This window comes from Mucilaginibacter sp., assembly GCF_965277465.1.
GTDB lineage: Bacteria > Bacteroidota > Bacteroidia > Sphingobacteriales > Sphingobacteriaceae > Mucilaginibacter.
Genome location: NZ_CBDICW010000002.1, coordinates 2297110 through 2323191 on the forward strand (window position 1 = coordinate 2297110; position 26082 = coordinate 2323191).

At 38.2% G+C, this 26082-nt stretch carries 22 protein-coding genes; 8 read left to right on the top strand and 14 right to left on the bottom strand.

The window, feature by feature from the left end:
* Nucleotides 1-63: 63 nt before the first annotated feature.
* From ACQY4U_RS22430 to ACQY4U_RS22475, 10 genes are all read right to left on the bottom strand, one after another.
* Nucleotides 64-1497: a flippase gene (locus tag ACQY4U_RS22430; protein WP_428331697.1), complete on the bottom strand. Its 1434-nt coding sequence runs from the start codon at nt 1495-1497 to the stop codon at nt 64-66.
* A complete protein-coding gene (locus tag ACQY4U_RS22435) occupies nt 1490-2446 on the bottom strand; it encodes a glycosyltransferase (RefSeq protein ID WP_428331698.1) in 957 nt (318 codons plus the stop codon). The genes ACQY4U_RS22430 and ACQY4U_RS22435 overlap by 8 nt, the downstream gene beginning before the upstream one ends.
* A complete protein-coding gene (locus ACQY4U_RS22440) occupies nt 2443-3801 on the bottom strand; it encodes a protoporphyrinogen/coproporphyrinogen oxidase (RefSeq protein WP_428331699.1) in 1359 nt (452 codons plus the stop codon). Before ACQY4U_RS22440 ends, ACQY4U_RS22435 begins: the two co-directional genes overlap by 4 nt.
* A complete protein-coding gene (locus ACQY4U_RS22445) occupies nt 3801-4658 on the bottom strand; it encodes an SDR family oxidoreductase (RefSeq protein ID WP_428331700.1) in 858 nt (285 codons plus the stop codon). Before ACQY4U_RS22445 ends, ACQY4U_RS22440 begins: the two co-directional genes overlap by 1 nt.
* A complete protein-coding gene (locus tag ACQY4U_RS22450; RefSeq protein ID WP_428331701.1) occupies nt 4659-5114 on the bottom strand; it encodes a hypothetical protein in 456 nt (151 codons plus the stop codon).
* Nucleotides 5099-6202: a CDP-glucose 4,6-dehydratase gene (gene rfbG, locus ACQY4U_RS22455; RefSeq protein WP_428331702.1), complete on the bottom strand. Its 1104-nt coding sequence runs from the start codon at nt 6200-6202 to the stop codon at nt 5099-5101. Before rfbG ends, ACQY4U_RS22450 begins: the two co-directional genes overlap by 16 nt.
* Nucleotides 6203-6213: 11 nt before the next feature.
* Nucleotides 6214-6984: a glucose-1-phosphate cytidylyltransferase gene (gene rfbF, locus ACQY4U_RS22460; protein WP_428331703.1), complete on the bottom strand. Its 771-nt coding sequence runs from the start codon at nt 6982-6984 to the stop codon at nt 6214-6216.
* A 5-nt stretch (nt 6985-6989) separates the two neighbouring features.
* Nucleotides 6990-8072, bottom strand: a complete 1083-nt coding sequence (locus ACQY4U_RS22465; RefSeq protein ID WP_428331704.1) for a Wzz/FepE/Etk N-terminal domain-containing protein — start codon at nt 8070-8072, stop codon at nt 6990-6992.
* Nucleotides 8072-10531: an SLBB domain-containing protein gene (locus tag ACQY4U_RS22470; protein WP_428331705.1), complete on the bottom strand. Its 2460-nt coding sequence runs from the start codon at nt 10529-10531 to the stop codon at nt 8072-8074. The genes ACQY4U_RS22465 and ACQY4U_RS22470 overlap by 1 nt, the downstream gene beginning before the upstream one ends.
* 181 nt (nt 10532-10712) lie before the next feature.
* Nucleotides 10713-11882: a glycosyltransferase gene (locus ACQY4U_RS22475; protein WP_428331706.1), complete on the bottom strand. Its 1170-nt coding sequence runs from the start codon at nt 11880-11882 to the stop codon at nt 10713-10715.
* A gap of 374 nt (nt 11883-12256) precedes the next feature.
* On the opposite strand from ACQY4U_RS22475, the gene ACQY4U_RS22480 reads away from it, so the two are divergent.
* The gene (locus ACQY4U_RS22480; RefSeq protein ID WP_428331707.1) at nt 12257-13717 is read left to right on the top strand and encodes a glycosyl hydrolase family 28 protein; all 1461 of its coding nucleotides are present in this window, start codon (nt 12257-12259) and stop codon (nt 13715-13717) included.
* 7 nt (nt 13718-13724) lie between these two features.
* Here ACQY4U_RS22480 and ACQY4U_RS22485 read toward each other — a convergent pair whose 3' ends face one another.
* Entirely contained in the window at nt 13725-15569 is a 1845-nt protein-coding gene (locus ACQY4U_RS22485) for a DUF5060 domain-containing protein (protein ID WP_428331708.1), read from the bottom strand.
* Nucleotides 15570-17199: 1630 nt separating this feature from the next.
* Here ACQY4U_RS22485 and ACQY4U_RS22490 point away from each other — a divergent pair.
* The 7 genes from ACQY4U_RS22490 (at nt 17200) to ACQY4U_RS22520 (ending at nt 22831) form a co-directional block, all read left to right on the top strand.
* On the top strand, nt 17200-17451 hold the full coding sequence (locus tag ACQY4U_RS22490) for a hypothetical protein (RefSeq protein WP_428331709.1): 252 nt from the start codon (nt 17200-17202) through the stop codon (nt 17449-17451).
* Nucleotides 17452-17638: 187 nt separating this feature from the next.
* The gene (locus tag ACQY4U_RS22495) at nt 17639-17818 is read left to right on the top strand and encodes a histidine kinase dimerization/phospho-acceptor domain-containing protein (protein WP_428331710.1); all 180 of its coding nucleotides are present in this window, start codon (nt 17639-17641) and stop codon (nt 17816-17818) included.
* A 330-nt stretch (nt 17819-18148) separates the two neighbouring features.
* Nucleotides 18149-18334, top strand: coding sequence for a sensor histidine kinase (locus ACQY4U_RS22500; protein WP_428331711.1), 186 nt, complete (start codon nt 18149-18151; stop codon nt 18332-18334).
* Between the two features lie 580 nt (nt 18335-18914).
* Nucleotides 18915-19079, top strand: coding sequence for a DUF3606 domain-containing protein (locus ACQY4U_RS22505; protein ID WP_428331712.1), 165 nt, complete (start codon nt 18915-18917; stop codon nt 19077-19079).
* Nucleotides 19080-19133: 54 nt separating this feature from the next.
* Nucleotides 19134-19307 carry a DUF3606 domain-containing protein gene (locus tag ACQY4U_RS22510; protein WP_428331713.1) on the top strand — a complete coding sequence of 58 codons (174 nt, stop codon included), beginning with the start codon at nt 19134-19136 and terminating at the stop codon, nt 19305-19307.
* A 4-nt stretch (nt 19308-19311) separates the two neighbouring features.
* On the top strand, nt 19312-22035 hold the full coding sequence (gene ligD / locus ACQY4U_RS22515) for a DNA ligase D (protein WP_428331714.1): 2724 nt from the start codon (nt 19312-19314) through the stop codon (nt 22033-22035).
* Nucleotides 22036-22045: 10 nt separating this feature from the next.
* Entirely contained in the window at nt 22046-22831 is a 786-nt protein-coding gene (locus ACQY4U_RS22520; protein ID WP_428331715.1) for an HAD-IIA family hydrolase, read from the top strand.
* A gap of 68 nt (nt 22832-22899) precedes the next feature.
* Here the strand turns inward: ACQY4U_RS22520 and ACQY4U_RS22525 are convergent, their stop codons facing one another.
* The 3 genes from ACQY4U_RS22525 to ACQY4U_RS22535 are packed head-to-tail and all read right to left on the bottom strand — an operon-like array spanning nt 22900 to nt 26069.
* The gene (locus ACQY4U_RS22525) at nt 22900-23385 is read right to left on the bottom strand and encodes a DUF421 domain-containing protein (protein ID WP_428331716.1); all 486 of its coding nucleotides are present in this window, start codon (nt 23383-23385) and stop codon (nt 22900-22902) included.
* Between the two features lie 6 nt (nt 23386-23391).
* Nucleotides 23392-23877, bottom strand: coding sequence for an inorganic diphosphatase (locus ACQY4U_RS22530; RefSeq protein WP_428331717.1), 486 nt, complete (start codon nt 23875-23877; stop codon nt 23392-23394).
* Nucleotides 23874-26069 carry a hypothetical protein gene (locus ACQY4U_RS22535; RefSeq protein WP_428331718.1) on the bottom strand — a complete coding sequence of 732 codons (2196 nt, stop codon included), beginning with the start codon at nt 26067-26069 and terminating at the stop codon, nt 23874-23876. The genes ACQY4U_RS22530 and ACQY4U_RS22535 overlap by 4 nt, the downstream gene beginning before the upstream one ends.
* Nucleotides 26070-26082 lie beyond the last annotated feature (13 nt).

Sequence of the window (26082 nt, forward strand, 5' to 3'; positions counted from 1 at the left end):
AAAAATCAATTCGGTGAAATAATTTAATGTTCTTCCATTTTATATTTATTCAATTATGACTTATTAAGTTGATAATTTACTAAAGAACATTTTTTTTAAATTGGTTATAAATGCGTTTTTTACAAAAAGTAATATAAAACTGGAATAAAATAGAATGCAACAAAAAATAACCGTGATTTCTTTTATTAAATCATTGGATATGAGACTTCTAACAATGAATGCGATAGGAAAAAAGATCAATGAACCAAAGGAACATAGCATTAATAACCGTTTGTCAAAAACGATATCAATAATTTTCTTAAGGTAAAAATACGCCACAACTGTTGCAAAAGTCTCCGTTAAAATCATACCGATCGAAGCGCCCAGATAAGAATAGTATTTGATCATAAAAATATTGATAACAAGGCTGAAAATCATACTCGCAAAGTAAATCTTTAGTAATGCCTTTTCCTGTTCCATCGGTGCCAATAATTGTACACATACAATGTTTGCAAAGCCAATAATTAATATTAAAGGAGCTAAAATTTGCAAAGGAATGATAGATTCATTAAACTTATTACCGGCGAAAGTATGAATCAGAAAAGGAGAAGATATATAGATTCCAACCACGATGGGAAATACTAAAACGCAAATAATCCCAAATGATTTTTGTGCATATGAATTAATCTCCTGATAGTTACTTTGATCATAAGCCCTAGCTACTCGAGGTATAATCACTGAATTCACTGCACCTATAAGGGCCAATGGCAGACGAACTATTCTCAGAGCGGTCGCATAAATACCAACTGCTTTTTCTGATTGTAGAAATCCAAGTATTACACTGTCCATTAGCAGGTAAACACTGACGGCCAGGGTGGATCCTAAAATTATAAATAAAGGCTTAAGGTGATTTTTAAGAGCAACTTCGGAAAAGTTTATTTTAATAATTCTTTTTAAATAAAAAATATTAATAAATCCATTAACCACCACTCCGCTAGCCAGAACTCCATAATAAACAACCGGAGGAGAATTCTTTTTTAAGAAAATAAAAAGCAAGGCAACAGAAATTATGCGGACTACCAGAGTACGCGAAGTTATATAAGCAAACTTCTCCATTCCCTGAAAAAGCCATTCAGCTGAAAGAACACCGAAAATTACCATGGTTATACCTACTAAAACCAAATCAAAATGAGCCCGAAGATTCGGAATCAAGAATCCGATTATTAAGTAGATAATTGAAAAAACAAACGCTGAAATAATATGAATTAAGAATATTTCATTAAAACTCTTTTCTAAAGCTTTTTGGTCGCTTTTATGCTTAGAAATTTCCCTAACTCCATATAAAGGAATTCCCAAAGCAGCAAATAAAATGAAATATTGAGTGAAGCTGTCAATAAAATTGATAGAACCAATTCCGTTAGGCCCTAAAATTCTTGATGAGTAGGGAAAGGTTATCAACGGAAAAATAAATTGACTTACGGACAGTAAGGCATTATAAATCAAGTTTTTTTTAATCATTGCTCTGCCTTTCCTTTACAGGGAAAAAATAGTTTTTTATTAAATACATATAATACCGGGCAATCAATGCAGGGTGAAGTAACGGGTAATAATAATAATGAGTTGCCTTAAGTAGCTCAGGTACGCCCCTGTCAATCCACTCAGCCATCATCCAGCGAAAGCGTTGATCAAACGGATTAAAAAAGGATTTTGGTACGAAAGTTTTGTACTCACCAAACCTTTGTAATTCCTTTTCCGCCGTGGAACCTAATTCCAAAGATCTGGTACTACTAACATGTGTACGAAAAAAATTTAGTGGCTGACTTGAGTATGCGATCTTGCTTCCCTTATCCTTTAGAAGTGCTTGCCAAAAATACCAATCTCCGCAATAACGCATGCTCGTATTTAAATATCTTTCGAAATCAGCAGGTTTTTTAAATAAAACAGCACTTGCATTTGGAATGGTATTCCGATACTTTAAATAGGTGCTAAGCTCTGATATGCCCGTCGCTACATAATCATTTGTCCACTTTATTGCATCCATTTTATCGGCATGCAACGTTAAACCAAGTAGATTACCATTTTCATCCACATCTGTTGATCGACAGTAGGAAATTACTAACCCGGAAATTATATTAAATGGTGCAAATAATACCTCCAAAAAATTCGTTGATGCGTAATCGTCACTTTCAGCGATCCAAATGTACTTCCCTATTGCTAAGGTTAACCCTTTGCACCATTGTACAAAAGTTGAACCGCTATTCACATTGTTGTAAACTATATGCGATACCTTCGCATTACACCGATAAGTTTCAATGATAGCTCTACTATTATCTGATGAGCAATCGTCCAAAATTATAATTTCAAAATTTTGAAAACTTTGTGCTAATACGGAATCAATTCGTTTTCTAAGAAAACGTTCATGATTGTAATTTGGGATAATGACTGAAATATCTGGAATTGATTTCATTGGATATTATCACTTATAAATTTACCCCGCATAACACAATCATCCGTCCAATAATACTTCCACTGCGCAAAACGACCAGCAAGTATAATAGTACCTAACGGCATATTAGCTTTTTCGATCCAATCAGTCATTGGCAGTAAATCATCTTCTTCGCGTTTTAAACCTTTGGTACTCAACCACGCTAAAATTAAATCCTGCGCACTGACTCTCGCCTGGTCAAAAATAACATTTGCCCAATTAAGCCATTTAGTATGAAAAGAATCTATGTAACTTTCTCCTTTTATTAATTTCATTTCAATTAATTCATTCAATACCTGACGAGATACATTTGCTATGGATTCGGAAATTGGTCTCTCAGCGGAAAAATAGACTTCGACCTGTATCCCCGATTTGGCAGATTTTCCATTATAAGGAGATAGCATTTCAGTAAAGTTTATTCTTGTAGAGTAATAATCCTCATCATAAACATATATCCAATGGTTAGGCACAGGAGTTCCATGATTCACAACCACATTTACAAGGAGAACCTGAGAGCATTTCAATTCTTGAGCAGCGCGCTTGATCTCTTCAGGAGCATCACTATTTCTGATCAGCCCTGGTAGCGGCAGGGTACTTATTAGATTAATGTAACTTTCTTTATGACCATCGGCAAAAACCAGTTCTTTATTATTAAAAGAGATATATTTAAGCTCTTTATTATAACAGATGTTCAAACGTTTTTCAACATTTTTTATAAAAGAGTAATAGCCTCCTTTTTTAGGATATCTAACTGTACTAATGTAGTGGGTGGTTTTATCAATTGGCCCCTTGGCACTTTCAACCATATCTGTTACTTCCGGAAAATAAATACGCTTACCGATCCAATTAGTGGTAAGATTTTCAGGTTTGGTCGCCCAATACTTTTCGGTGTACACTTTAGAAAAAATTTTTGCAAAAGTTTTACCAAATGCAAAATCCATCCAATCCTGATAATTGGAAGGTTCATAATTAGGAGGAAATTCGTCTCTTATTTTGATAACAGCTGATATACAATCATTCCGTAAAGGTTCTGGAATTGCATACATATTTGATTGTGCCGGATGTATTATCCAGTTTCCTTTAAAATAATTAGTAGGAGCAGTTGAATACTCTAAAAATTCATTGTCGCAATTATGTGCAAAATAATTTTGAACATAAGGGTATTGGGTGAAGGATACATGCGGTCCTTCATCCCACGTAAAACCATCTATTATTTCACTATAGATGTGTCCTCCACCGTGTAATTTTGACTCATACAGCTGATACGCAATACCTTTTTTATAAAGATGATCAGCAATGCTAATTCCGCTTAACCCGGCACCAAGTATAGTATACATTAGGATTGATAGGTGAGATTAATATATTCTTTTAGCGCAACTTTCCAGCTTCGCATCTTATTCACATTTGCCTGGCTAAGATTTCTATTTTCAAGGCATTCATTAGCCGGCATATTAGCTTTACGTGGAAAAGCGTCGGAATTTACCGATTCAACGATAGTCGACATTTTTAACAGTTTAACTATTTCTGTCACATATTCAAATCTTGATGCGCAACCCTCATTAACGACGTTGAATGTACCATTAAAACCCTCCTCCATCAAGTATAAGATTTGTTTGGCCAGATCGGCGGTATAAGTTGGTGAGCCAAACTTGTCCCCCGCACTTTTAATCAAACTTGCGTTAAAAGCATCTTTCTTTCTAGCCTCGACAAAATTCTTTTTGTGTTGGGGAGTACCGCCAAATAACCAACCTGGTCTGACGATTAAAAACTTTTTCGTAAATTTTCTTACACGCTTCTCGCCTTCGAGTTTGCTATAATGATGATAAGTTACCGGATTGGTCTCGTCACTTTCATTATAAGGGGAGATTTTACCATTGCCATATACCCCACAACTACTAATATAAATAACTTTTGCATCTATTTTACGCGAAGCCTTAGCAATATTCTCTGAACCAATTATATTAATTTGATCAGCAATTTCGTGATGTTCCTCACAAAGATCAACATTAGTTACCGCTGCACTATGTATAACAATTTCGGGCTTGAAATCATGCACCTTGGTTTTTACATCCTGATAGCTAAATAAATCAATATCAGAAGAACTAAATCCTAAAACATTATGGCCAGATTCCTTTAACTGCGAACTTATATCGCTGCCTAAAATACCGGATGCCCCTGTTAATAATATATTCATTTAAAAAGTCCAGTTATAAGGTATTTCTATAGCTCCGGGTTCAAGACGTTTGCTTTCATTGGGATCGTGCCTCATATTTGAGACATTTAAGATGATGCTTTCTGCGCCTTCAGCAATACTTGCAAATCCAAACCAAATGTTAGGACGTATAACAAGCCTGCCATAGTTATTGGTAGACATCACAATTTCTTTGATCTCACCGAAGCTTTCGCTTCCCTGTCTATCATCGTAAAAAACAAATTTCACAGCACCTGAGGGCACGAAAAGATTACAAGTCATATTTGAATGTTTTTTCCAGGCTTTAGGGTCGTTACTTTTCGCAGTAGAAAAATAGCATTCGCCGAATTCAGGTAAATCCTTATCCAAACCTTTTATTGCATGCATAACACTCCCGCCTGTCGTATTAATAATACTTAAAGGATAAAATAAAACCCCTTCAATTATTTCAATGACCATAAAATTCCTTTCCGCTGAGCAACGATTATATATTCCGATATTTGATCTTTCGTAAAATCAAGCATGTTAACTTCATTAGATTTGTAGTAAGCTTGATACCAATCACTCGTAAACTTAGCGGTCTCATTAAAATTCAATGTTGGTTTCCACTCCATATGAAACAAAGATTTATCAATATTCAACTTCAATAAGCCTGATTCAGGAAAATCCCCTGACTCAATCTGCAGTATATCTGCGTTTTGATTGTCCCAATTGATAGCCAGTTGCCGAAGCAAGTCAAGCACAGTATAGTTCTGATCCGTTGGAGGACCAAAATTGTAGGCTTCTCCATTGATATTTACCTTGTCAGGATTATATAATAATTGGCCAGTTTGAAGATAACCGCTTAAAGGTTCAAGAACATGCTGCCATGGGCGGGTTGAATTAGGACTTCGAATGATCACTTTATCCCCTTTGGCCCACGCCCTGAAGCAATCCGGAACAATGCGACTATCAGCCCAGTCACCCCCACCGATAACATTGCCGGCCCTAACAGAGGCAATTTTTATTTTTCCCTGTTTTTTAAAAAACGAATGAAAATAAGTTTTTATGATTAACTCCGCAGCGCCTTTTGACGCTGAATACGGATCTTTACCTCCTAAATGATCCGTTTCCTTGTAACCCCAGGGCCATTCGACATTGTCATAGCATTTATCACTGGTGATCATTACTGCAATACAAGGTTTCTCTATCCTTCTAATCGCTTCCAAAACATTTGCGGTACCCATAATATTAGTATTAAAGGTATCCAGCGGATTATCGAAAGCAATTTTGACGATTGGTTGTGCGGCAAGATGAAACACAAAATCGGGCTCAATCTTGCCTATTATGGAAAGCATTGAATTCAAATCACGAATATCAGCGATATGTGATTCCACTTGACTGTTTATTTCAGAAACTTTATAAAGAGAAGGATCAGGGTATACTTCATTGGAGATACCATAGACCTTTGCCCCCAATTGTTTTAACCATAAACTAAGCCAACCTCCTTTAAAGCCCGTGTGACCAGTTACCAATACTTTTTTATTGTTGTAAATATTGTTAAACATATATTAAATCTTTACCAGTTTCTCCATTTAGCACGACCATTTGCCCAATCTTCTTCTAATTCTTGCTTATCTCTAAGCGTATCCATTGGCTTCCAAAAACCTTCATGTTTATAGGTAAACATTTGACCGTTTTTAGCAATGCTCTCCATAGGTTCTTTTTCCCAAGTTGTATTATCCCCAGCTATATAATTAAAAACTTCAGGCTGACAAACAAAAAAACCACCATTTATCCAGGAACCGTCACCCTTTGGTTTTTCCATAAATGACAAAACCTGATTCTCATTGCTAAGATTTAAAGCTCCAAAGCGGCCTGATGGCTGCACAGCTGTTACTGTACAAAGCTTGTTATGAGTTTTATGAAACTTAACAAGTTCTTCGATATTTATATCGCTCACCCCATCCCCATAAGTCAATAAAAATGGATTATTACCAATATGATTTTGTATACGTTTAATACGACCGCCGGTCATGGAATTCATACCTGTATCAACTAAAGTGATCTTCCAAGGTTCCGCCTGGGAATCATGTACTTCCAAACTATTATCTGCAAGATTGACAGTAACATCGGAACGGTGTAAAAAATAATTATTAAAATATTCCTTTATAAGATACCCTTTATAACCGAGACATACGACGAAATCATTATAACCATAAGAGGAATATATCTTCATTATATGCCATAAAATAGGCATCCCGCCAATCTCGATCATGGGTTTTGGCTTTAATATGGTTTCTTCCGAAATTCTTGTTCCAAGTCCACCTGCAAGTAGTACTACTTTCATTATGTTTATCTTAATATATTACTGTACAATTTTCGGACACTAATCATGACGGTAGTCAACATAAATGCAATCAAGACTCCGTAGATTATGCCTTTAGATTTACTCAGCCTGTCGTTAGGTAAGGGTAGCATAGGCCCATCCACGACCTGTATAAGGGGAGTTTCACGTTGTAGCATAGAGCGGGAAACTTCAAGATTCTTAACAGCTTCCGTATAAAGAGCTGTATTGGCTTGAATATCTATCTGTTTTTTTTGTGAGGGTACTCGCAAAACCTGCAGCACTGGATTTGGATCAGGATTTGCATCAATAGCGGATGCAGAACCACTGATGGAAGAATTCAGAACGTGCCTAACACTATCAACCTGATGTTCGAATAGATGTAAATTTTGTAAGCTTCCATGAGTTTTTGTCTCGATGTAAAATTTATTAACGGTAGAAACGATGGTTTCAGTAAAAGCCTTTGCAAATAGCGCGTCTTTTGAAGCAACCTTTACACTGATAATGCTTAATTTTTTATCAGGTTTATCAACAATTAAATAATTCTTGTTAATATCATTCGCAGCCATTATCATTAAACTATCCTGGATCAATCCGAACTTACCTTTAAGAGTATCAAAAGTTATGTTACTTAGTTTAGAATTGTTTTTCCACCCAGATCTGATCTTATTTATTTCGAAATACTTGTCAATCAATAATTGCTGTTTGCCCGGAAAAGAAACTTTTGTTAATAAAGCCTTTATAAGCATTGACCTCGATTTATATAGCTCAATAATATTATCGCCTTCAAACAAACCTGCATTCCCTCCCATATCGATGCCGGCCATGGAAGCTAATGCGGAATATTGAGTTAATGCCCCTCCATGCGATCCTGTCCCTTCACTGATTACAAACGTGTATTCAGCAGTGTAAACAGGTTTTTTTAAAATGGCATATAAAAGACCCGTCAGGCCGCCAATTAAAGAGCAAATCCCTATTATCAGCCATTTGCTATATAGATAACTATTAAAAGCTTTTAGCTTAAGGATTCCATTCTTTACAGTTAATTCATCCGGTTGACGATTCGCTGTATCCTTTGTTACGTCCACCATTATTTATGAAATGTTAAAATTCCTAAAATCAAAATTCCAAGTGATGCTAGTGCCCCGGTAAGTGCAATTGCTGATTGACTGAAATTTCCAGATGGCGGTGATTTTTTAGGCACATAAATCTGACTTCCTGGTTTTACCGTTGGATAATTAATGAAGAAAAGAAATCTACTAGTACCTTTAACTGTTCCATTTGGATATAAAATAGATGATTTCCTTTTTAACGCTCTGTCAGCAAAACCGCCTGCATTAAGAATATAACTCTTAAATGATTTTCCGGGGCTATAAACAACTGAACTAGGGATAAGTACTTGTCCGCTGATGGATACAGTCTCCTGTTGTTTAGGAACACTTATTACATCTCCGTCTTTCAATAGTAAATCTGTTTCAGACCGTGGATTTTTAATAATCTTGTTTAAATCAATACCAACATAATTATTTCGGAAGTTTCCTGTACTAAGAAACGTGGAATCACTTATAGATTGACTAACTTTTCTTAATCTCGTTTCTTGCTCAACCTTTATCAAATTAGTATCAACTTTATTTTTATCAAAACCGAGCGTGGCACTATATTCCCGCTTTAGTGTACCACCATCTGCATAGGCAAATACAGTTAGTCCTCCAGCTTGCTTAATGATGTCAGATATTCTTTCGTTCTTTGTTTGGATCGTGTAATAACCGGGATATAGGACTTCTCCCTCTATTTTGATCGTCTGTTGTTTCTGATAACCAGGTTCCGTATAAATAGATACTATATCGAATGGCTTCAAAGGAAAATTAGTGCTATTCAAACCTAACTGATCGATAACAGTAACTGTATAAACTTTGGCAATAATTCCGTTGACAGAATTTGCATCGCTACTCATCGCACGGCGGGAAACTTCAATCCGGCTGGGGCTGGCTGCCTCTGTTAAACCACCCGCCTGAATGATTGCATTCTCTAAAGTCATGCTATCTGCAAATGCATAATCACCCGGTCGTCTCACTTCCCCTTTTACGGAAATAGTGTAATTGTCCCGGAAATCAAATATCGAAGAAATAGTAACCAAATCTTCACGTTGCAACAATATATCTTTTGATGAATTCCCAATAACATCTTTTACATCAAAAGACAAAATAGAGACTGTATTATCAGGATTTAATCTCGTAATTGTTCCCCGAGGCGTAAAAGCGTCCGGTCGTAAACCTGATGCTTTAATAATTAATTTTGAAAGTGTCAAACCAGTTTCCAAAGCATAATTACCTGGTCGTGAAACAGCACCTGCGATAGTGATCCTATTAGAAAATCGCTCTAAAATTCTTCCCACTACATATTTGTCACCATTTTCAGGTTTATAATGAGCAAAGTTTGATTTATAAATATCAGCAATGCTACGTTGTCCGTCACTAATTGTAATAACTTGCATTTTATCCCTATCGGCCACATCCGTAAAACCGCCTGCGAATTTGAGGAGATCCGAAATTGTTTCACCAGGTTGCACTTCAAATAAAGCGGGATGATTTATCTCGCCGGAAAGTTGAACGCGTACTTCATAATGGGGTATCCTAATAATATCCTGATCTTTTAACCCTATGTTATCTTTTTGATTCGCGCTTACTAAAAATGAATAAACATCAAGTTTTCTAATAAGTTTATTATCACGTATTATTTCAATATTTCTGAAAGATCCACTTTGATTGGGGCCTCCTGCAGCATAAAGCGCATTAAAAACAGTTGACAAGGAAGATAATGTATATGTTCCAGGCTTATTCGCCTCACCTGTGATTACTACTTTTATGCTTCGTATGTCCCCAAGCGTAACGTTTACCGTCGTGCCGTTATCAATCGCGTAGTTATTTGATTTTAATTTACTTTTTATCAATGCTGTAGCTTGCTCAATAGTTTTACCACTGACATTAACTATGCCCACGTGCGGAATATTAATGTTTCCTTCAGGGGAAACACTTAACTTCCAATTATCAACAGAGTAACCATAGATATTAATATTCAACTGATCATCCGGGCCTAGAACATAATTGACTGGTGTAGCCAAACGCATATTAGGTTCAAAACTGTTTCCGCCACCAGTAAAAAGATCAGAACCAAATGCTCGTGGCAATAAATTGTCAGTGGAAACAGGTCCCTGTCCATTTTTAGACTGAACAATATTGTATATGGTATTTCGATTTTGTTTTGACGTATCAACTGATGATCGTTGTTGGACCTCTATCGCTACAATTCTGGATTTAAGATTCTCGACTTGTTCAGCGGACATCCCTCTATCTCTAGCTGCTTGCAGGAGTGCAGCATCACTTTCTCCAGACGCTTTCGCTCTGACCAACAATTCTTTAATTTGAGAATCAGACAACTCATCAATATTTACTGTAGAAAGATTCCCAGAATTAGATTGAGAAGAAACTGTATTAGAAAAGGCCATTAAAAAAAAAGCGGATATTGCGATAATGTATAAGAAAATTTTCATTTAATTGAACTGAAAGTGCGACTTTAAAAATTTGGATATTAAAGAATAGTTACAACATCCATTAAATAATAATTAGAGTTTTTTGTTTTAGATAATAAGTAAATAAATTTATAAAAAATTGAATCAAATATATGATTGGAATGAATTGACAGTAACAAAATCAAATAAAAAAATATTACTCTCAAAAGCTTGAGGCAGAATTGACAGTGACCGTATCATTTATTCGTATATTTTTTAAATTTAAAAGTTTATGTCTATGTAAGTCTGTATAAAGTTCTTCCAGTTTTTTAATATTTTGATTAATATCATGAGTTGTCTTCACATACCGATATGCCGCCTGCCCTATTTGTCTTCTCAAATCTTCGCTCTCGATAAGTAACTCAATTTTTTTCTGGAACTCACTTTTGGTGAGACATGAAAAACCATTTTCGTAATTTTGAATGACATCTGTATTTCCGTCTACTTTCGAAACGACGCAAGGAATGCCTAATGCCATCGCCTCTACTAAAGAAAATGGCAAACCTTCAAATACGGAAGTCATTACAAAAAGGTCCTGATTTTTCAGAAAATTCCTACTTGTGTCATTATCACCCCATGACAAAATATTGATATTTTGTCTAATTTTATTCTTGGTGATGAAATCTTCAATTTCACATGCCAAATGATCAGTTAGCCCGGCTCCGAGAATTGAGAATTCAAGAAGCGGATTTTTTTTTATCATTTCAAAAGCAACTTCAAGAAACAATAAAGGATTTTTTTGATAAGTTAGCCTTCCAATCATTCCTATTTTTATACACTGCTCATAATTACGGAAAGGTAAATTTTCATCAACTGGAATAGCATTTAAAATGGTCTTAACCTGATAGCTGTCATAATCTAGTTCGTAAATAGCCCTATTTGCTTCAGAAAAAGAAACCGATAAAAGAACATCTGTCCATTTCTTTGCAACATATTCTAAACTATAAAATATTATGCGTTTCATTCCTTTGAATGATAAATAAGAAAATGCATGTGGAGAATAAACAACACGGACATCAAAAAATGTAGCCGCGAGTCTTCCTATAAATCCACCCTTGGCACTATGGGTATGAACTATATCAGGTCTTTCCATCCTTAATATAGAAATTATTTTAAAGAAAGCCGAACCGTCTTTAACAGGATTTATGCTTCTTTGAATTTTTATTGGATAATAGGTTACTGAATGTTGTTTACAAAACAACTCAAATTCGTAATGTTCAGGCGCGATTACCACGAATTCATATTCTTCCTGATTAGTATAATTAAATACATGTTCCAAGTACGTCATTACTCCCCCTAAGGATTGAGTAATATGGGCAATTTTAATTTTCACATTTTTAAAGTTAGCGTAAATTCATCCGAGAGGTAACGGCTTTAGATGAAATGGATGTTACAAGAATTATTCCCTGTTCATAAAATTCCGTGAAAAATCACATTGAAAATATTCATAATTAATTATTAATTAATTATAGTTAAATGTCAATTAAATATATTAGAACTATAAAGTCTTTCTAATTGATTAAGTTTATTTAATAATTCAGAAAACATACTTGAAAACATGTCGTTTTTGCTTATGAAACTCATCATGGTTCAATGTTATTTTTGTCCAGGAGGATTTATTATAAGTTATCAACATTATTCTTAGAAAGAATATCATTTAACATGAGTCTTCTTTACATATTATTTTTGAATTTTAAATTACTCAATATGTATAATAAAAAATACAGTTCGATTATAAGTCTGGTATTGATTGCAATAATTTTCCAATTTTTGCCGCTGATTGGAATGTCTCAACATATTATTATTTATCCTGCGCCTAAAGGGGAGGTTATTGATCAAACCTATACTGTCCTGGTTAAAGGAAAAAAATTAGCTATTTACAAAGTTAAAGTTGCTTCAGGAGATACTCAACAGAGATTCAAAGCAACTGACGACCTGATGAATTCAGCCAAATATTTTGACACTGCTGCATTTTGTTATTTTTCTACCCCTTCCGCTGTTGCTGTTTCAGTTCAAATTAAGGAAAGTATCAAATCGATAGTAGTATTACCCTTATGTTATCACATCAAACCAATCATAAGCGCTCATAAAATTATTTTTAGTGTTCAACCTAATCAAAACTTAACGATTGAAATTAATGGTAATAAGATTAATTCGCTTCATATTTTTTCGAATGCTGTTGATCATTTTATTCCCAAAAAGGGACAGCCGAATGTTATTTACTTTGGTCCTGGAATTCATGAAGTTACTTCCATGGTCATTAAAGATAATCAAACTGTTTATGTAGCAGGAGGTGCAATCATCAGGGCCGTTATCGGTAAAAATGAAAAATATACTACAGAACCTAGTGGTCTGAGAAATTATGCGCCAACATTTATACTTTCTGGACGCCACATTAAGTTTGAAGGACAAGGGATTATTGACGGGAGCGGTTGTCCATCACATTCCAGAAATTTATTGTCAGTAATTCATGGTAAGGATATAAGTATTAAAGATGTTATATTAAAAAATCCATGTGGCTGGACAATACCTATAATGCAATCTGATAGCATTAAAATAACGAACGTTAAAATAATTGGCTATCGCGCAAATAGCGATGGAATCGATATCTGTAATAGCAGAAATATCATTATTAATAATTGCTTTATCAGAACCAGTGATGATTTGATTGTTATAAAATCATTTGAGAACCAAGGCAAAGTTGACCATATATTGATAGAAAATTGTATTTTATGGAATCAACTCGCTAATGCGATGTCTATTGGTGGAGAATTGAGAGAAGATGTAAGCAATGTTTTATTTTCGAATTGCCATATAATTCATGACCTTAGCAGGGAGTGTTCTTTACGTATATTTCAATGTGATGGATCCAAGATTAGCAATATTCGCTTTGAAAACCTTGATATCGCAGAAGCTAACAGGTTTATTTCTTTATGGATAGGTAAAGCAGGCCCTTCATTTGATAATAACTTAGGATATATTCAAGATATAATATTTAAAAACATAAAGGTTGATGGACTTCAGCCGGGTACAGAAATTATTGGTGCGGATATCAATCATAAAATCACAAATGTTAGTTTTATAAATATAAAGTTAAATGGTCAGATATTAAACAAAGGTCAAATGCGATTGAATCCGTACACTCAGGATATAATAATTCAGCCCTAAATAAGTTTCATTTTATAATTAGTTTCCCAGACCCAATCCGATTGTTCACCTTAATACTGTAGATGTAAACTCCAGGGGCAAGCCCGTCTATGTGGAAAAATTGGTCACTGAATATTTGTCTGTTAATAAAAACTTTTTTTCCATTTACATCATAAATATCAATTTCAGCTGGGCCGATAAAATTTCCACTCACTGCAATTTCTGTTGTAGCAGGATTGGGATAAATTAAAAGATCAAGTTTATCTTTTATATCGAAAACAGAGTTGACCGAGTCCAACTGTATTCGCATTGCCAGATCAATAGCGAACTTTGGTGAAACTATTCTTTGAGACCCAAACGAAAGTCTCATGGAATCAATAATTTTGTTGTCAGCGGGATTTATCCAAAATACTATTCCTGATCTTTTTAGTCTGTATCTAAAGCTTGTGGAAATGCTGTCCGTATGAGAACTATAATGATGGAAGTAACCAAAAATCATATTTTTTCCATCTAAACCATAAGCACGTACATCCGATGGATTCAAAGGATTGATTGGCGACTGAATAACGGAGGAGTCCGCGAAAGCAGTGAAATCTTGTAACGAGCGAATATAGCTCCGTTCTTGCGGGCCTAAATAAATGTTTGCAGATTTTGCTTGAAAATAATTTTTCGCATAGGAAGTATTCCAAAATATAAGTATTCCTTCACAAAAAAAGGAAGTCCAGCTTCTTATTCTCATTCTTAAGGACGACAACGCATCCCAGTTTTGAACAGAGTTTCCCTGTTCGCCAAAAATGATTAACTTTTTATAAGTTTTCCGGGAACTAATCATTTTATTAGTCACCATATCACTCTCAAACTCTGATTCCTTTTGATACCAATGAGGTGAATTTATATCAATAGAAGATAATTGTGGCCGCTCATCACTGACAGAAATTAACCTTTTAAAGGAATCGATTGATCTAATATATTTAGTAATAGTTTCATAATAGTAATCTGAAGCAGACGACTCATTGAAGAGTTCCCAAATATCCGTATAAGCGCCGTAGCGCGCTATTACATAATTTATGTATCTTTTTATGGCAGCTTCTTCTAAGGGCATATCACTAGTAATATTGCCAAATACTGGAGGCCCAAAAAATGTGAGCCATATTCTAATTTTATTAGCTTTCAATGATCGTATAAGGGTGTCACCAAATCGGCCATTTTGAATGCTATAATCATTTCCACTGGTAGAAATATTGTTATAAAGCTTAAAAGAACAGTTATCCGTAGTCCATCTAAACAAGTTAAATCCTGCACCTTTGCTTCCGTAAGTTTCCATGTAAGTATCCAACTTTACTCTACGTCCAATGGTATTGACAGGATAAAATTCACCATCTAATCCAAAATCATTGAGTGGAGTTCCATCGTTGTTAAAATCAAGGACGCAATCTTCAAAAGCAACGCCGTTAAATAATGTACCATCCGCAAATACTAATCTAAATTTATTGGAAGGATGTTGCTTCAGATAGCCCTTTTCTTGATGAATCGACGAGGTACAATTAAAAGTACCGGTATCGGTAAAGGTGCTTGTAGGCGTTTTGAAACTTATAGAATATCTCCAAAGTCCTTCTTTAGGCGGCGCAAAACGAACCTTCCATGTATATGCATCGTAAAAGAAGCCGTTCACAATAATATTTTCGGGACCAGTGAAAGTTGTAACTACATTGACATCCTCCCAATTATTAGGATAAGCTTTTGAATGGTTGATCGTTATCTCATACACATTATTTATGCTTACTACACTACTATCCACTGAAACTCTAATCTGCCCTTTCAAACCAAAGGGAAGCAATGCTATCAATAGCAGGGCATATAATATAATTTTCATTTAAGCAAAAAGAGTTAGACTGGTATTTGTTTAAAGTTTAAATTAATATTTATCAATTGTAATGAAACTTATTTTAATTGAAACTTATTTTAATTGAAACACTTGAGCTTGTTCTCCAGCATTATCAATGACTGAATTGGTTAAAATGAGAACATGAATATACCCATGTATACGACTTCAAAGCTAGCTCGGTGTTTTCTGATATTTTGATCCCATTTATATAAAAAGACATGAATTTGTATTATAATAAAAAAATATGTAAAGACTAAGCCAATTATTTAAATTTACGTAAGAGTAAACCCATCCTTTATTGTAAAAGAGGCCGTTAAAAAAAATAGTAAGATAAAAAAACATCCTTTCAGCTTCATTTAAATTAAGTATCTTGAGATTTATTATATTTTATTAATAAACATTACACCTACATAAGTGTTGTTTCTAAAATATAATTAGATTAAAATTCACGTTTAGTCAATATTTTTGATATCATTAAACCATTTATTAATTAATTTGTAGCAATCCTATTTAATATTAAATAAAACCATTCGTATTTCTGCTGTAAATCAATTAATTCTATAAAAACTAAGTTATATTAAGAATATAAGACTGTAATTGAAATAAAACTGATATAAAATAGTGAAGCCTAATCATTTAAAATTGGTTCCCTTGAGTTACCGTCTATGAATTAATGAAGGCTTAAGCAACTTAAACTTTTATATGACAATCATTGATAAATCAAATTTGAAATCGCTTCCATGCGCATGTGGCAAAGGCTTAAAATCAGATATGGATCGAGTACCTAGACCGTTCATGATGAAGATACTACTATTCTGGCTTCCATTCAAACGTTACAAATGTTATAAGTGCATGAAAAACCGAATTACGCTTGAATAAAACGAAAAGCACTTACAAATTTACATTAAATCAACGCCTCCAACCGCTTTTTGATTTTCCTATCAAAAAACATAAGTCAGGGAGATTCATTCAGAAATAACCTCCGAAACTACCCAGTTATATTAGTCACTCTCCTAAATCCATTAATCAGCAGGACCTTTGGATGGTATTTTCTATCTATTGAATATATTTTTTTTTTTTGAATTGTCAAATCTGATAAAGAGAACCAATAAGGGGTAATTTAAATGTTTATTAGGCACAAATATTGTTGATTTTAAGAATATTCTAAAAATAAAATTTTAACGCAAAAAATTCGTGATGATATTTTTAATATTGGAAATCATAGCTGGTGAATGGATTTTACTAGGGTTAGTAATCCTTTTAGAAAGATTATTCAATAAGTAAAAAATTATTGAGCCTGCATGCCCTGTTCATTATTGAACCATAATAAATGATGAATCCGATATAACAATTATATTTTTTTACCAATCGTCCTCGGTCATGGTGCAGAACTCCGCAACAGCTCCAAATGCCGCTAAGGCATTTAGGGCACGGTCAACATTCCTCTAAGAAAAGATACTGCGATCGAATTAGATAATTCAAAAGAAAACAAGGAACCGTGTTATTTTTATTTTTCTGTAAGGCTATGTAGCGGAAAAACTCGAAAATGCCATTTGTCGCAACGGCGATTATGATGTGACCCTACCCGATTGGCCTGCATGATAACCAGTTGCACTAGTTGGGCGCGATCGGCAATCTTAAAGCCGACCCCTCCGGGGCTTTTGCGGCTTTCACCGGGATAGTAATGGATATAACTGAACAGCAGCTCGCCGCGCAAAAAATTGAACTTGCCGAAGAAGATCTGCGGATGGCTATTGAATCCGGAGAACTGGCCGTCTGGCACTTGGATGAAAAGTTGGGTAGGATTATCGCTTTGGCCCGGTTCAACGAGTTATCCGGCTTCCGGCCGGATGAAGATGTGCCATATTAGGCTGCCATTAGCCAGATCATGTCTGAATACCGGGATATAATACAGGACGCGGTTGCGCCTCCTCTAGAGCAGGCGCGCATTTTAAGTGGAATACCCGGTCATCGGTTTTCATGACGGCAAGCATCGGTGAGTTCGCTCGGCTGGAAAATTTGTGACCGATGCGAAGAACGGAAACTATATAACGGGTGTGACGGACGATATCACCGAGCAAAAAATGGAAGTTATCCGCAAGAACGATTTTTTCGGGATGGTAAGCCATGAGCTCAAAACACCGTTGACCTCGCTGACCGCCATTTTACAGGTGCTGAATGCCAAGCTGAAAAAAAGTGAGGATGTCTTTGTGCCCGGCGCATTTGATAAAGCATAATCAGGTGACAAAGATGAGCCACCTGATCAACGGTTTCCTGAATGTCTCGAGCCTGGAGTCCGGAAGCTACTGATCGATAAACAGGATTTTATCATCGGTGACCTGATCAAAGAGGTCATCAGGGAAGCCAATCTTAGTGGGGTGACGTATATCATTGTAATGGAAACTTGTGATATCCTTGTGCTGCGTGCTGACCGGGGAAGGTCGGCTCTGTCGTGTCCAACCTGCTGAGCAACGCCGCCAAGTATTCCCCGAAAGACTCAAAATCTGCGTAAAGTGCCTTAAAACCAGGCAGGAAGTGCTACTGAGTATTGCTGACGAGGCTTGAGAATGCGGCCGGAAGACATACTAAAGATATTTAAACGCTTTTATCATTTAGAAAGCCATCGCCATATTTCAGGATTTGGAATTGGTCTATACTTGAGCGCGTGTATTATTGGGCGCCATAACGGCCGAATCTGGGCGGAAAGTGAGCCAGGCAAGGGCTCGACCTTTTATTTCAGCCTGCTGCTTTAACAAGCCAGCGGATGGTCATTGAGGACTATTACCATTTTAGTTACCATGTCCTCTATATTATCTTCTATATCAAAAGGCTTGCGGATATAGTCGTTGGCTTTAAATTCTGCCGCGATGAGTGCAATATTATCGGCCGTGGACAGAATGATCGCGAGAATAACTGCCCGCGTTGGCACCTGCTTGATTCGGCGGCAAACCCTGTGTCAGGGCTAGAACGGAATGATCTGTAACAATTCGTCTGGTCCGGGAATGGATCGCGGATGTCATCGTTGTGCACAATAATCAGCATTTGTGCGGATAGTTCCAAAGACATATCCGCAACAGTCTGTTATCGGAGCCAGTGGAAAGTAGTACCAAGATACCACCGCCCCGTGGTGAAAGCCACCTGCCCCTAATCGTAGAAACGGATTAAGCTTTCAAAGTTCCATGTCTGTATTAGATTTACGACCTGAAAATTAAACACTTCATCAATTCCTGATACACTTATGTCGAATTTTTCCATTAGTATAACCTTTATCGTTCTAATTAAAACCTGTTGGTATTGAATTTGTTATATTAAGACATCTAAAAACTAAAAACTATGGTAACAAGAGGAACAAAAGTTGAAAGGCATTCGGTGTCTGTACAACCACATGAATTGAAATACGAAGCAAAGAAAACAGGCACAACCCCTAAAAAAGTGGAAGCCGCAAAGAAATCAGCCGGAAGCAATCAACGCGCGGCGGTAGAAAAGAAAATTAAATAGTAATAATTGTGATTAAACCAAGAGCCCCGCAAGGGGCTTTGTTGGCTAAATATAATGGAACGAAAATTAAGACCAAAAGCGGAAGACACCCAGACTGTTGATATTAATGATGCCTATACCCTGGATTTTTGGGCGAAGGAATTCAACGTCACTAAAGAAAAATTAACGGTTGCTGTACTTGCGGCAGGTACTAATGAACCATACGTAAAACGCGAATTAAAGAAATAAGCATATGGGCCTGAAAGAATACGTCAAAAAAAGGAATTTTAAGAAAACCTCCGAACCGAAAGCCGGGGCCAGTAAGGACAAGGATCACCTGATCTTCGTCGTGCAGAAGCATGACGCTTCCCGCCTTCACTATGATTTCAGGCTCGAAATGGACGGCGTACTAAAAAGCTGGGCTGTTCCGAAAGGCCCGATGCTAGACCCCAAAATAAAACACCTGGCAATGATGGTCGAGGATCATCCTTTTGATTATTTGAATTTTGAGGGCATCATACCAGAAGGCGAATATGGCGGCGGTACGGTCATCGTTTGGGACGAAGGAACTTATGAACCTATCGAACCTATCAAGGGCAAAAAAGCTCAGGAAAAAGCTTTGTTGAAACAGTTGGCATCCGGCCAACTAAAAATAAAACTCCATGGTGAAAAGCTGAACGGTGAATTCGCCCTGGTCAAAACACACGGCATGGGAGAAAATGCTTGGCTGATGATCAAACATAAAGATGAATTTTCTACGGGTGAAGACGTGACGAAACAGGATCAATCCGTACTTTCAGGCAAGACCATCGAAACAATGGCCAAAACCAGTGAAAAAGTTTGGCAGCATGGACATGAGGAAGATGTTGTGCCTGACCAGGAACTGGCAGACGAAGTAGAAACAACCGAGCCGGAGACGAAAAAAGCAGATTTTGCAAAAATCCTGAAGTCCGCTCCAAAATCTAAAGTACCCGCGAACATAAAGCCCATGAAAGCTATGCTTGTCGACGAACCTTTTGATGAGCCAGGCTGGCTGTTCGAAGTAAAATGGGACGGCTATCGAGCCGTGGCCAACCTTAGCAAAAAAGATGGTGTCCGACTCATTTCCAGAAACAACCTGCCCTTTGAAAAATATTATCCGATCAACGATGCGCTAAAAAGCTGGAAAATGGATGCGGTGCTCGATGGTGAGTTATTGGTGCTGAATGAAAAAGGCATTTCAGATTTCGGTGCCATGCAAAACTGGCGCAGCGAGGCGGATGGCAACCTCGTTTATTACATATTTGATATTCTCTGGTACGAAGGGAAAAACCTGATGGGCCTGCCGCTCAGCGATAGGCAAGCGGTACTGCAATCCATCCTGCCGACCGACAACGATCACATCCGCCAGAGCAAAGTGTTTGACGCTAATGGCATTGACTTTTTTGCTGCAGCGGAACGTATGGGGCTGGAAGGAATTATTGCAAAAAAGGCGGACAGCGCCTACACCTCTGATCTACGAAGTAAAGAATGGCTGAAGGTGAAAGTACAAAGGCGGCAGGAAGTAGTAATTGCAGGTTTTACAAAAAACGAAGGAACCGGCAAATCTTTCAGTGCACTGGTATTAGGGGTTTATAAGGGAAAAGAATTACAATTTGTCGGCAAGGTCGGTACCGGCTTCTCTGATAAACTACAAAAGGAAATGATGGCGCAATTCAAGCCGCTCATCACGGATAAAAGTCCGTTTGATTATGAGGTGGATGTAGACAAACCAACCCGTTTCCGTCCAAAGCGCATGGGCGCTAAACCGACCTGGTTAAAGCCCGAACTAGTTTGTGAAGTTAGCTTTGCGGAAGTTACCAGCGACGGTGTTTTTCGTCAGGCATCATTTAAAGGGATGCGAACTGATAAAAACGCAAAGGATGTCATTTTAGAAACACCGGCAGCTACAGAAGAAACGGTAACCGAAGTTGATGAAACACCAGTTAAACAAGCAACAGCAAAGAAAAACACAACAGATAAAAAGCCTGACCTGTCATTAGCTCCGGTTAAGAATACGGAACGTAAAACCCTGCTTAATCCAACCGAGGATACGCAGGTAAAAAAGGTCTGCGGACATGAACTGAAATTTAACCACGTTACCAAATTCTATTGGCCGGAAGATAAGATCACAAAGGGGCAAATGCTCAACTATTATTATAAGGTTGGCGAATACATGATGCCTTACCTGAAGGACAGGCCCATGTCGCTTAACCGTTTTCCGGGCGGCATACACGGACAAAGCTTTTACCAAAAAAATGTTACTGATAAAGCACCCGATTGGGCAAAAACTTTTGATCATGTGACCGATGAAGGGAAGGTCACCAAATATCTTGTCGGAACTGATGAAGCCAGCTTACTTTGGATGGCCTCATTGGGCTGCATTGAGATCAATCCCTGGTTTAGCCGTGCCCAAACACCGGATAATCCGGATTATTGCGTAATCGACTTGGACCCTGACAAACATACCTACGATCAGGTAGTTGAAGCCGCGCGGATTACTAAAGATATTTTAGATGCTATAGATGTGCCGAGCTATCCTAAAACATCAGGATCAACTGGTATGCACATTTATATTCCGCTGGAAGGCAAGTACAGTTACCAGCAAAGCCAGTTGTTCGCCAATATCATTGTCAAACTGGTTCATAAACAGATTCCGGATTATACCAGCCTTGAACGAAGCATTGCCGCGCGCAATGGTAAAATGTACCTTGACTTCTTACAGAACCGGCCGGGTGCCACTATCGCAGGCCCATATTCTCTACGGCCAAAACCCGGAGGCACCGTTTCCACGCCATTGAATTGGGATGAAGTCAAACCCGGTCTGACAATACAGCATTTTAATATTCATAACGCTATTGATAGATTTAAAGAAGTAGGAGATCTTTTTAAGGGTGTGCTGGGTGAGAGTATAGACCTGGGAAAAACCATAAAAAAAGCGCAAAGCATTTTTTCTTAAAAATAGACGGATGAAACACGGATTAATGATCGATATGGACGGCGTAATATACGCCGGGGAAGAACTGATAAATGGCGCAGATGCATTTGTTAAACGCTTACTTAAAGATAAGGTTCCGTTTACTTTCCTGTCCAACAACAGTTCAAAAAGCCGTGCTGATGCGGTTGAAAAACTGGCTAAAATGGGTATCGATGTTACTGAAGAACATATTTACACCAGCGCGATGGCTACTGCCACTTTTCTGACAGAACATTTTCCGGACTGCAGCGTGCACGTATTAGGTGAAGGAGGCTTATTGAAGAGCCTGAAAAACGCAGGCATCCGAATGACCGACAAAAAGCCGGACCTGGTTATTTTAGGCGAAGGGCAGGAATTCAGTTTGGATAAAGTACATAAGGCGGTTGACATGATTCTGGCGGGCGCAAGATTTATCGCCACAAACCGCGACCCCTCGCCACGGCGCGAGGGCTGGAACAATCTGGGTATAGCGGCTACAGCGGCAATGATTGAAGAAGCAAGCGGCCGCGAACCATTTGTGATCGGCAAGCCCAGCCCGGTAATGATGCGCTCCGCTGCTGCTTATATGGGTTTGAAACCGGAAGACGTAACCGTGATTGGGGATACCATGGAGACCGACATTATCGGTGGAATTTATATGGGATTCAAAACGATACTTGTGCTGTCAGGGATAGCTGATAAGGCACAGTTGATCAAGTATGGCTATCGGCCCCACATGGTCGTGGACGCAGTAGATAAGATCGAGTTTCCTTTAGCGTGGTGGCCGAAAAAACGCTGAAAAAGATTGTATTAAGAATCATTAGCACAGTTTTCAATACTTTTTTGGAAGGGATACTAACAGTTAGCTCATTTTTTAATCGCGCTGATCTCCCCATTTCTTTCCATATAAACCTTCTCGATATTCTTCATATCTTCGGTTAACGCTGACTTCCGTACTCCCTGCATAATGTCCTCCTGACAGACCAGGCCATTCTCCATGCCTGATTTTACAAATTCTCCGTTTTCAAATAACACAATTTTGCTTCCGCCTGCAATCCGACTGAATCCGGGGCTACGCATGATCAGCCAGCTAACGCCGCGATGGAGCAGAACAATCACAAAACAAGAGATTATAACTGGTATAAAAGCTGATACACCAACCACCGCCCTGCTCAAAATAGCACCTAAGAGAATCGTAATTATATTATCCAGCGGCATACGCAGACCAAAGGATCTGCGCCCGGAGATTCTAATGAGTATAAAAGCAATCAGGAAAACAGCGACTGACCGGCTGCACATTTGGAGCGTATCCAGATTTCTTCCCTCGCCAAAAAGTTGTTGTAATAAATCCATAGCTATTTAATTAAATCTTTGTCTTTTAATGTCTTCATAAGCCGCTGCTGCATTCTTCCGTTCCAAAACTTTAAAAGTTTTGCCGGCCTGTTCATTGTAATTGCTGAAAAAGGCTTCCATTTGATTAAGTATGGCTTCCGTCAAATCCGAGATATCTCTGACATTGGAAAACAATTGTGAGACGACCGGGATGCCAATATAGCGGTCATTACGCATCGTTTTCCCGTCACGCTCCGTCTGTAAAGCCGCCAGCGAACCAACAATCCGGCATTCAATCATTATACCCGGAAAGCTGGTTATTTCCGATACGACAATTATATCAAGCGGATCGCCATCTTCTCCTCTGGTATCAGTAATAAAGCCAAAGTCAAAGGGGAAGGTTAGCCCTGCTGGCAGGATTTTAGAAAGCCTAAAGTGTTTCTCTTCGGGATTGTATTCCAGTTTATGATTGATGCCCCTCGGGCATTCCACCATAGCGGTTACAAGCTTCATTTCCAGCTTATCCTGATTTTGTCAGAACCGTGAACGACATATTCGAAGTTACCATTCTTTATTTTCTTTTCGTCAGCAGCGTCCTTTTGTCCATTGAAATACACTTTAAGTGGAGGAAGTTCAGCCTGTTGCTTGACGACGATCATCCGGCAGGTTAAACGGGGATCGCCTTTTACTTTAAAGCTTACTTGTTTGCCTTTTTTTACAAAGGAGGCGGTCGGGTAATCCAGGTAGATCAAAAAGTCTTCACCCGGCACCTGGTAATAATGGCGTGGCACGATACCAAAGGCAACCCCTGCGCCATAAACCTCTTGCCCCACCGCGCCTGATTTCTCCCAGCCGTCATGGATGTCCTCGATGGCAATCCAAAGTTTTTGATCTACCTGCCCCTTGGTCACATCTTCGGACAACATTTCTTGCGGAAGGTTGGGCGGATAGTAATAAGCCGCTCGATTAAGGATATATCGAATGAATTCGGGGATCAACATGTTGAGGGATGGTAAGATCTCCTCATCTTCGGCGTACAGTAGGAAGTTATGCATAGCAGCAAAGACCTCCTGTTCTTCGTAAGCTGCGGTATAAGGCGCGTCATTCAAGGGGAACATGGCAAAGAAAGTTGCATAGTCTTTGGCGTAGCCATAATTACACTCCCAAAGCTGGAAGTTTTTAAAGATATTGGCGATACAGAGATAAGCCAGGTCGAGATACAACTGATCTTTTGTTTCCTTATAAAGCCACAGCATCGCGTTAGCCGAAAAGGCGGTGTTATTGGCCTGGTAAAAGAGTTCAAATCCTTTTCCTTTTAAAGTTTTCGCAGCCTTTTTTGCTTCCAATAAGTATTTATTCTCTTTGGTCAATTGCCAGGCGTGCAGCATCACCAGCGCATAAAGCCCGGCTACATCTTTTTCGCCTCCTTTACCTTCCTGTGTTTCCGCTTTAATTACTTCCAGCGTATCCATGTTATAAAACACCGGCCACTCGTAATTAAAGTGTCGCGCCACTTTGATGGTAAAGTCAAGCGAACCCAAAAACAGTCTCTCGCCCTGCTTATCCCCCCGTAAGGCCAGCCGTCCTAAATTCAGCAAGGGATGATGCAGGTACCAGGAATCCATGACATTAGGTTTCAGCTGTTCTTCTGAACCATCCAGTTCATCGGCCAGTGTCGGCAGAAAACGTACCACAGTGCCTAAATCCTTGTTAAAGAAAACATCCAGCCCGTTCTGTATTTTTTTGATTGCCGGTAACTCGGTTTTACACCAGTCGTGGTAATCGGTTAGCGGCAGCAAGACCGCCAGCTGCACCATCAACTCAGGGGGCGTTTTATAATCAGCCACATAAGCATTCAGGTAATCCTGCCCGGCACCATGCGACCAGCAGCCATGGCTGTTTTGCAGATCATCCAGTCCCTGATTAACGATCTTTGTCCAGTTATGAAACTGCGTGTCCGGCTTAGGCAGCAGCAAGTAGATATCCGCCAGCAAGTTTAGAAACTGCTTTGCTGCAGCCATTTCATCCGCCGGATTTTCAGGGTCTAAGGCGATAAAGGCGTCTGAAATGACCAGCTTTTTCCCGGCAGGTATGGGTTTATCTTTAGTAGGCGGCAGCGCGAAGCCGATCTCCGGCCAGGTTCCACCAACGACGTTTCCGAGCGATGTTTCTGTGGCTTGCGCGTAATCATTCAGCGCGGTCAGGTTCTGGAAATAAAGTACAGAACCTGATTTGGGCTTATCCAAGCTGAAATATTGAAGCCCGGAACGAGTGCCTATCTGCCTGATATGAATTTTACCTTCTGGTTGTTCTTTTTCAGGCGCTGCAATTACCAATTCACGTGGCCAAAAAGGAATCAAAAGCGGCTCTGCTGCAATGAGCGTGGTGGTGTAGTGAAATAAAGCTTTATCCGTAACAGGAAATTCCAGATCAACGGTGTAGTTCCCGATGCCTGCTTTTAAATGAAAACTTACGCCGTTATTCCGTTTAGTAATTTTATCAGCCTGCAGTATCTCGTTAGGCGCATAAGCTGCCCTGAAAATAAGCTGCGCGCCATTTGCGCAACTAGCACAGATCCATAACGCATTGTTGTGTAAATAAACTTTTAATTCGTAGCCCAGTAAATTATATTCAAAGATGACCGGCAGATCCTGTTCTTCAAAAATGTCTTTAGCGGCTTTCGCCCAGGGAGATAATGCATTCATTGTATAAAAACTA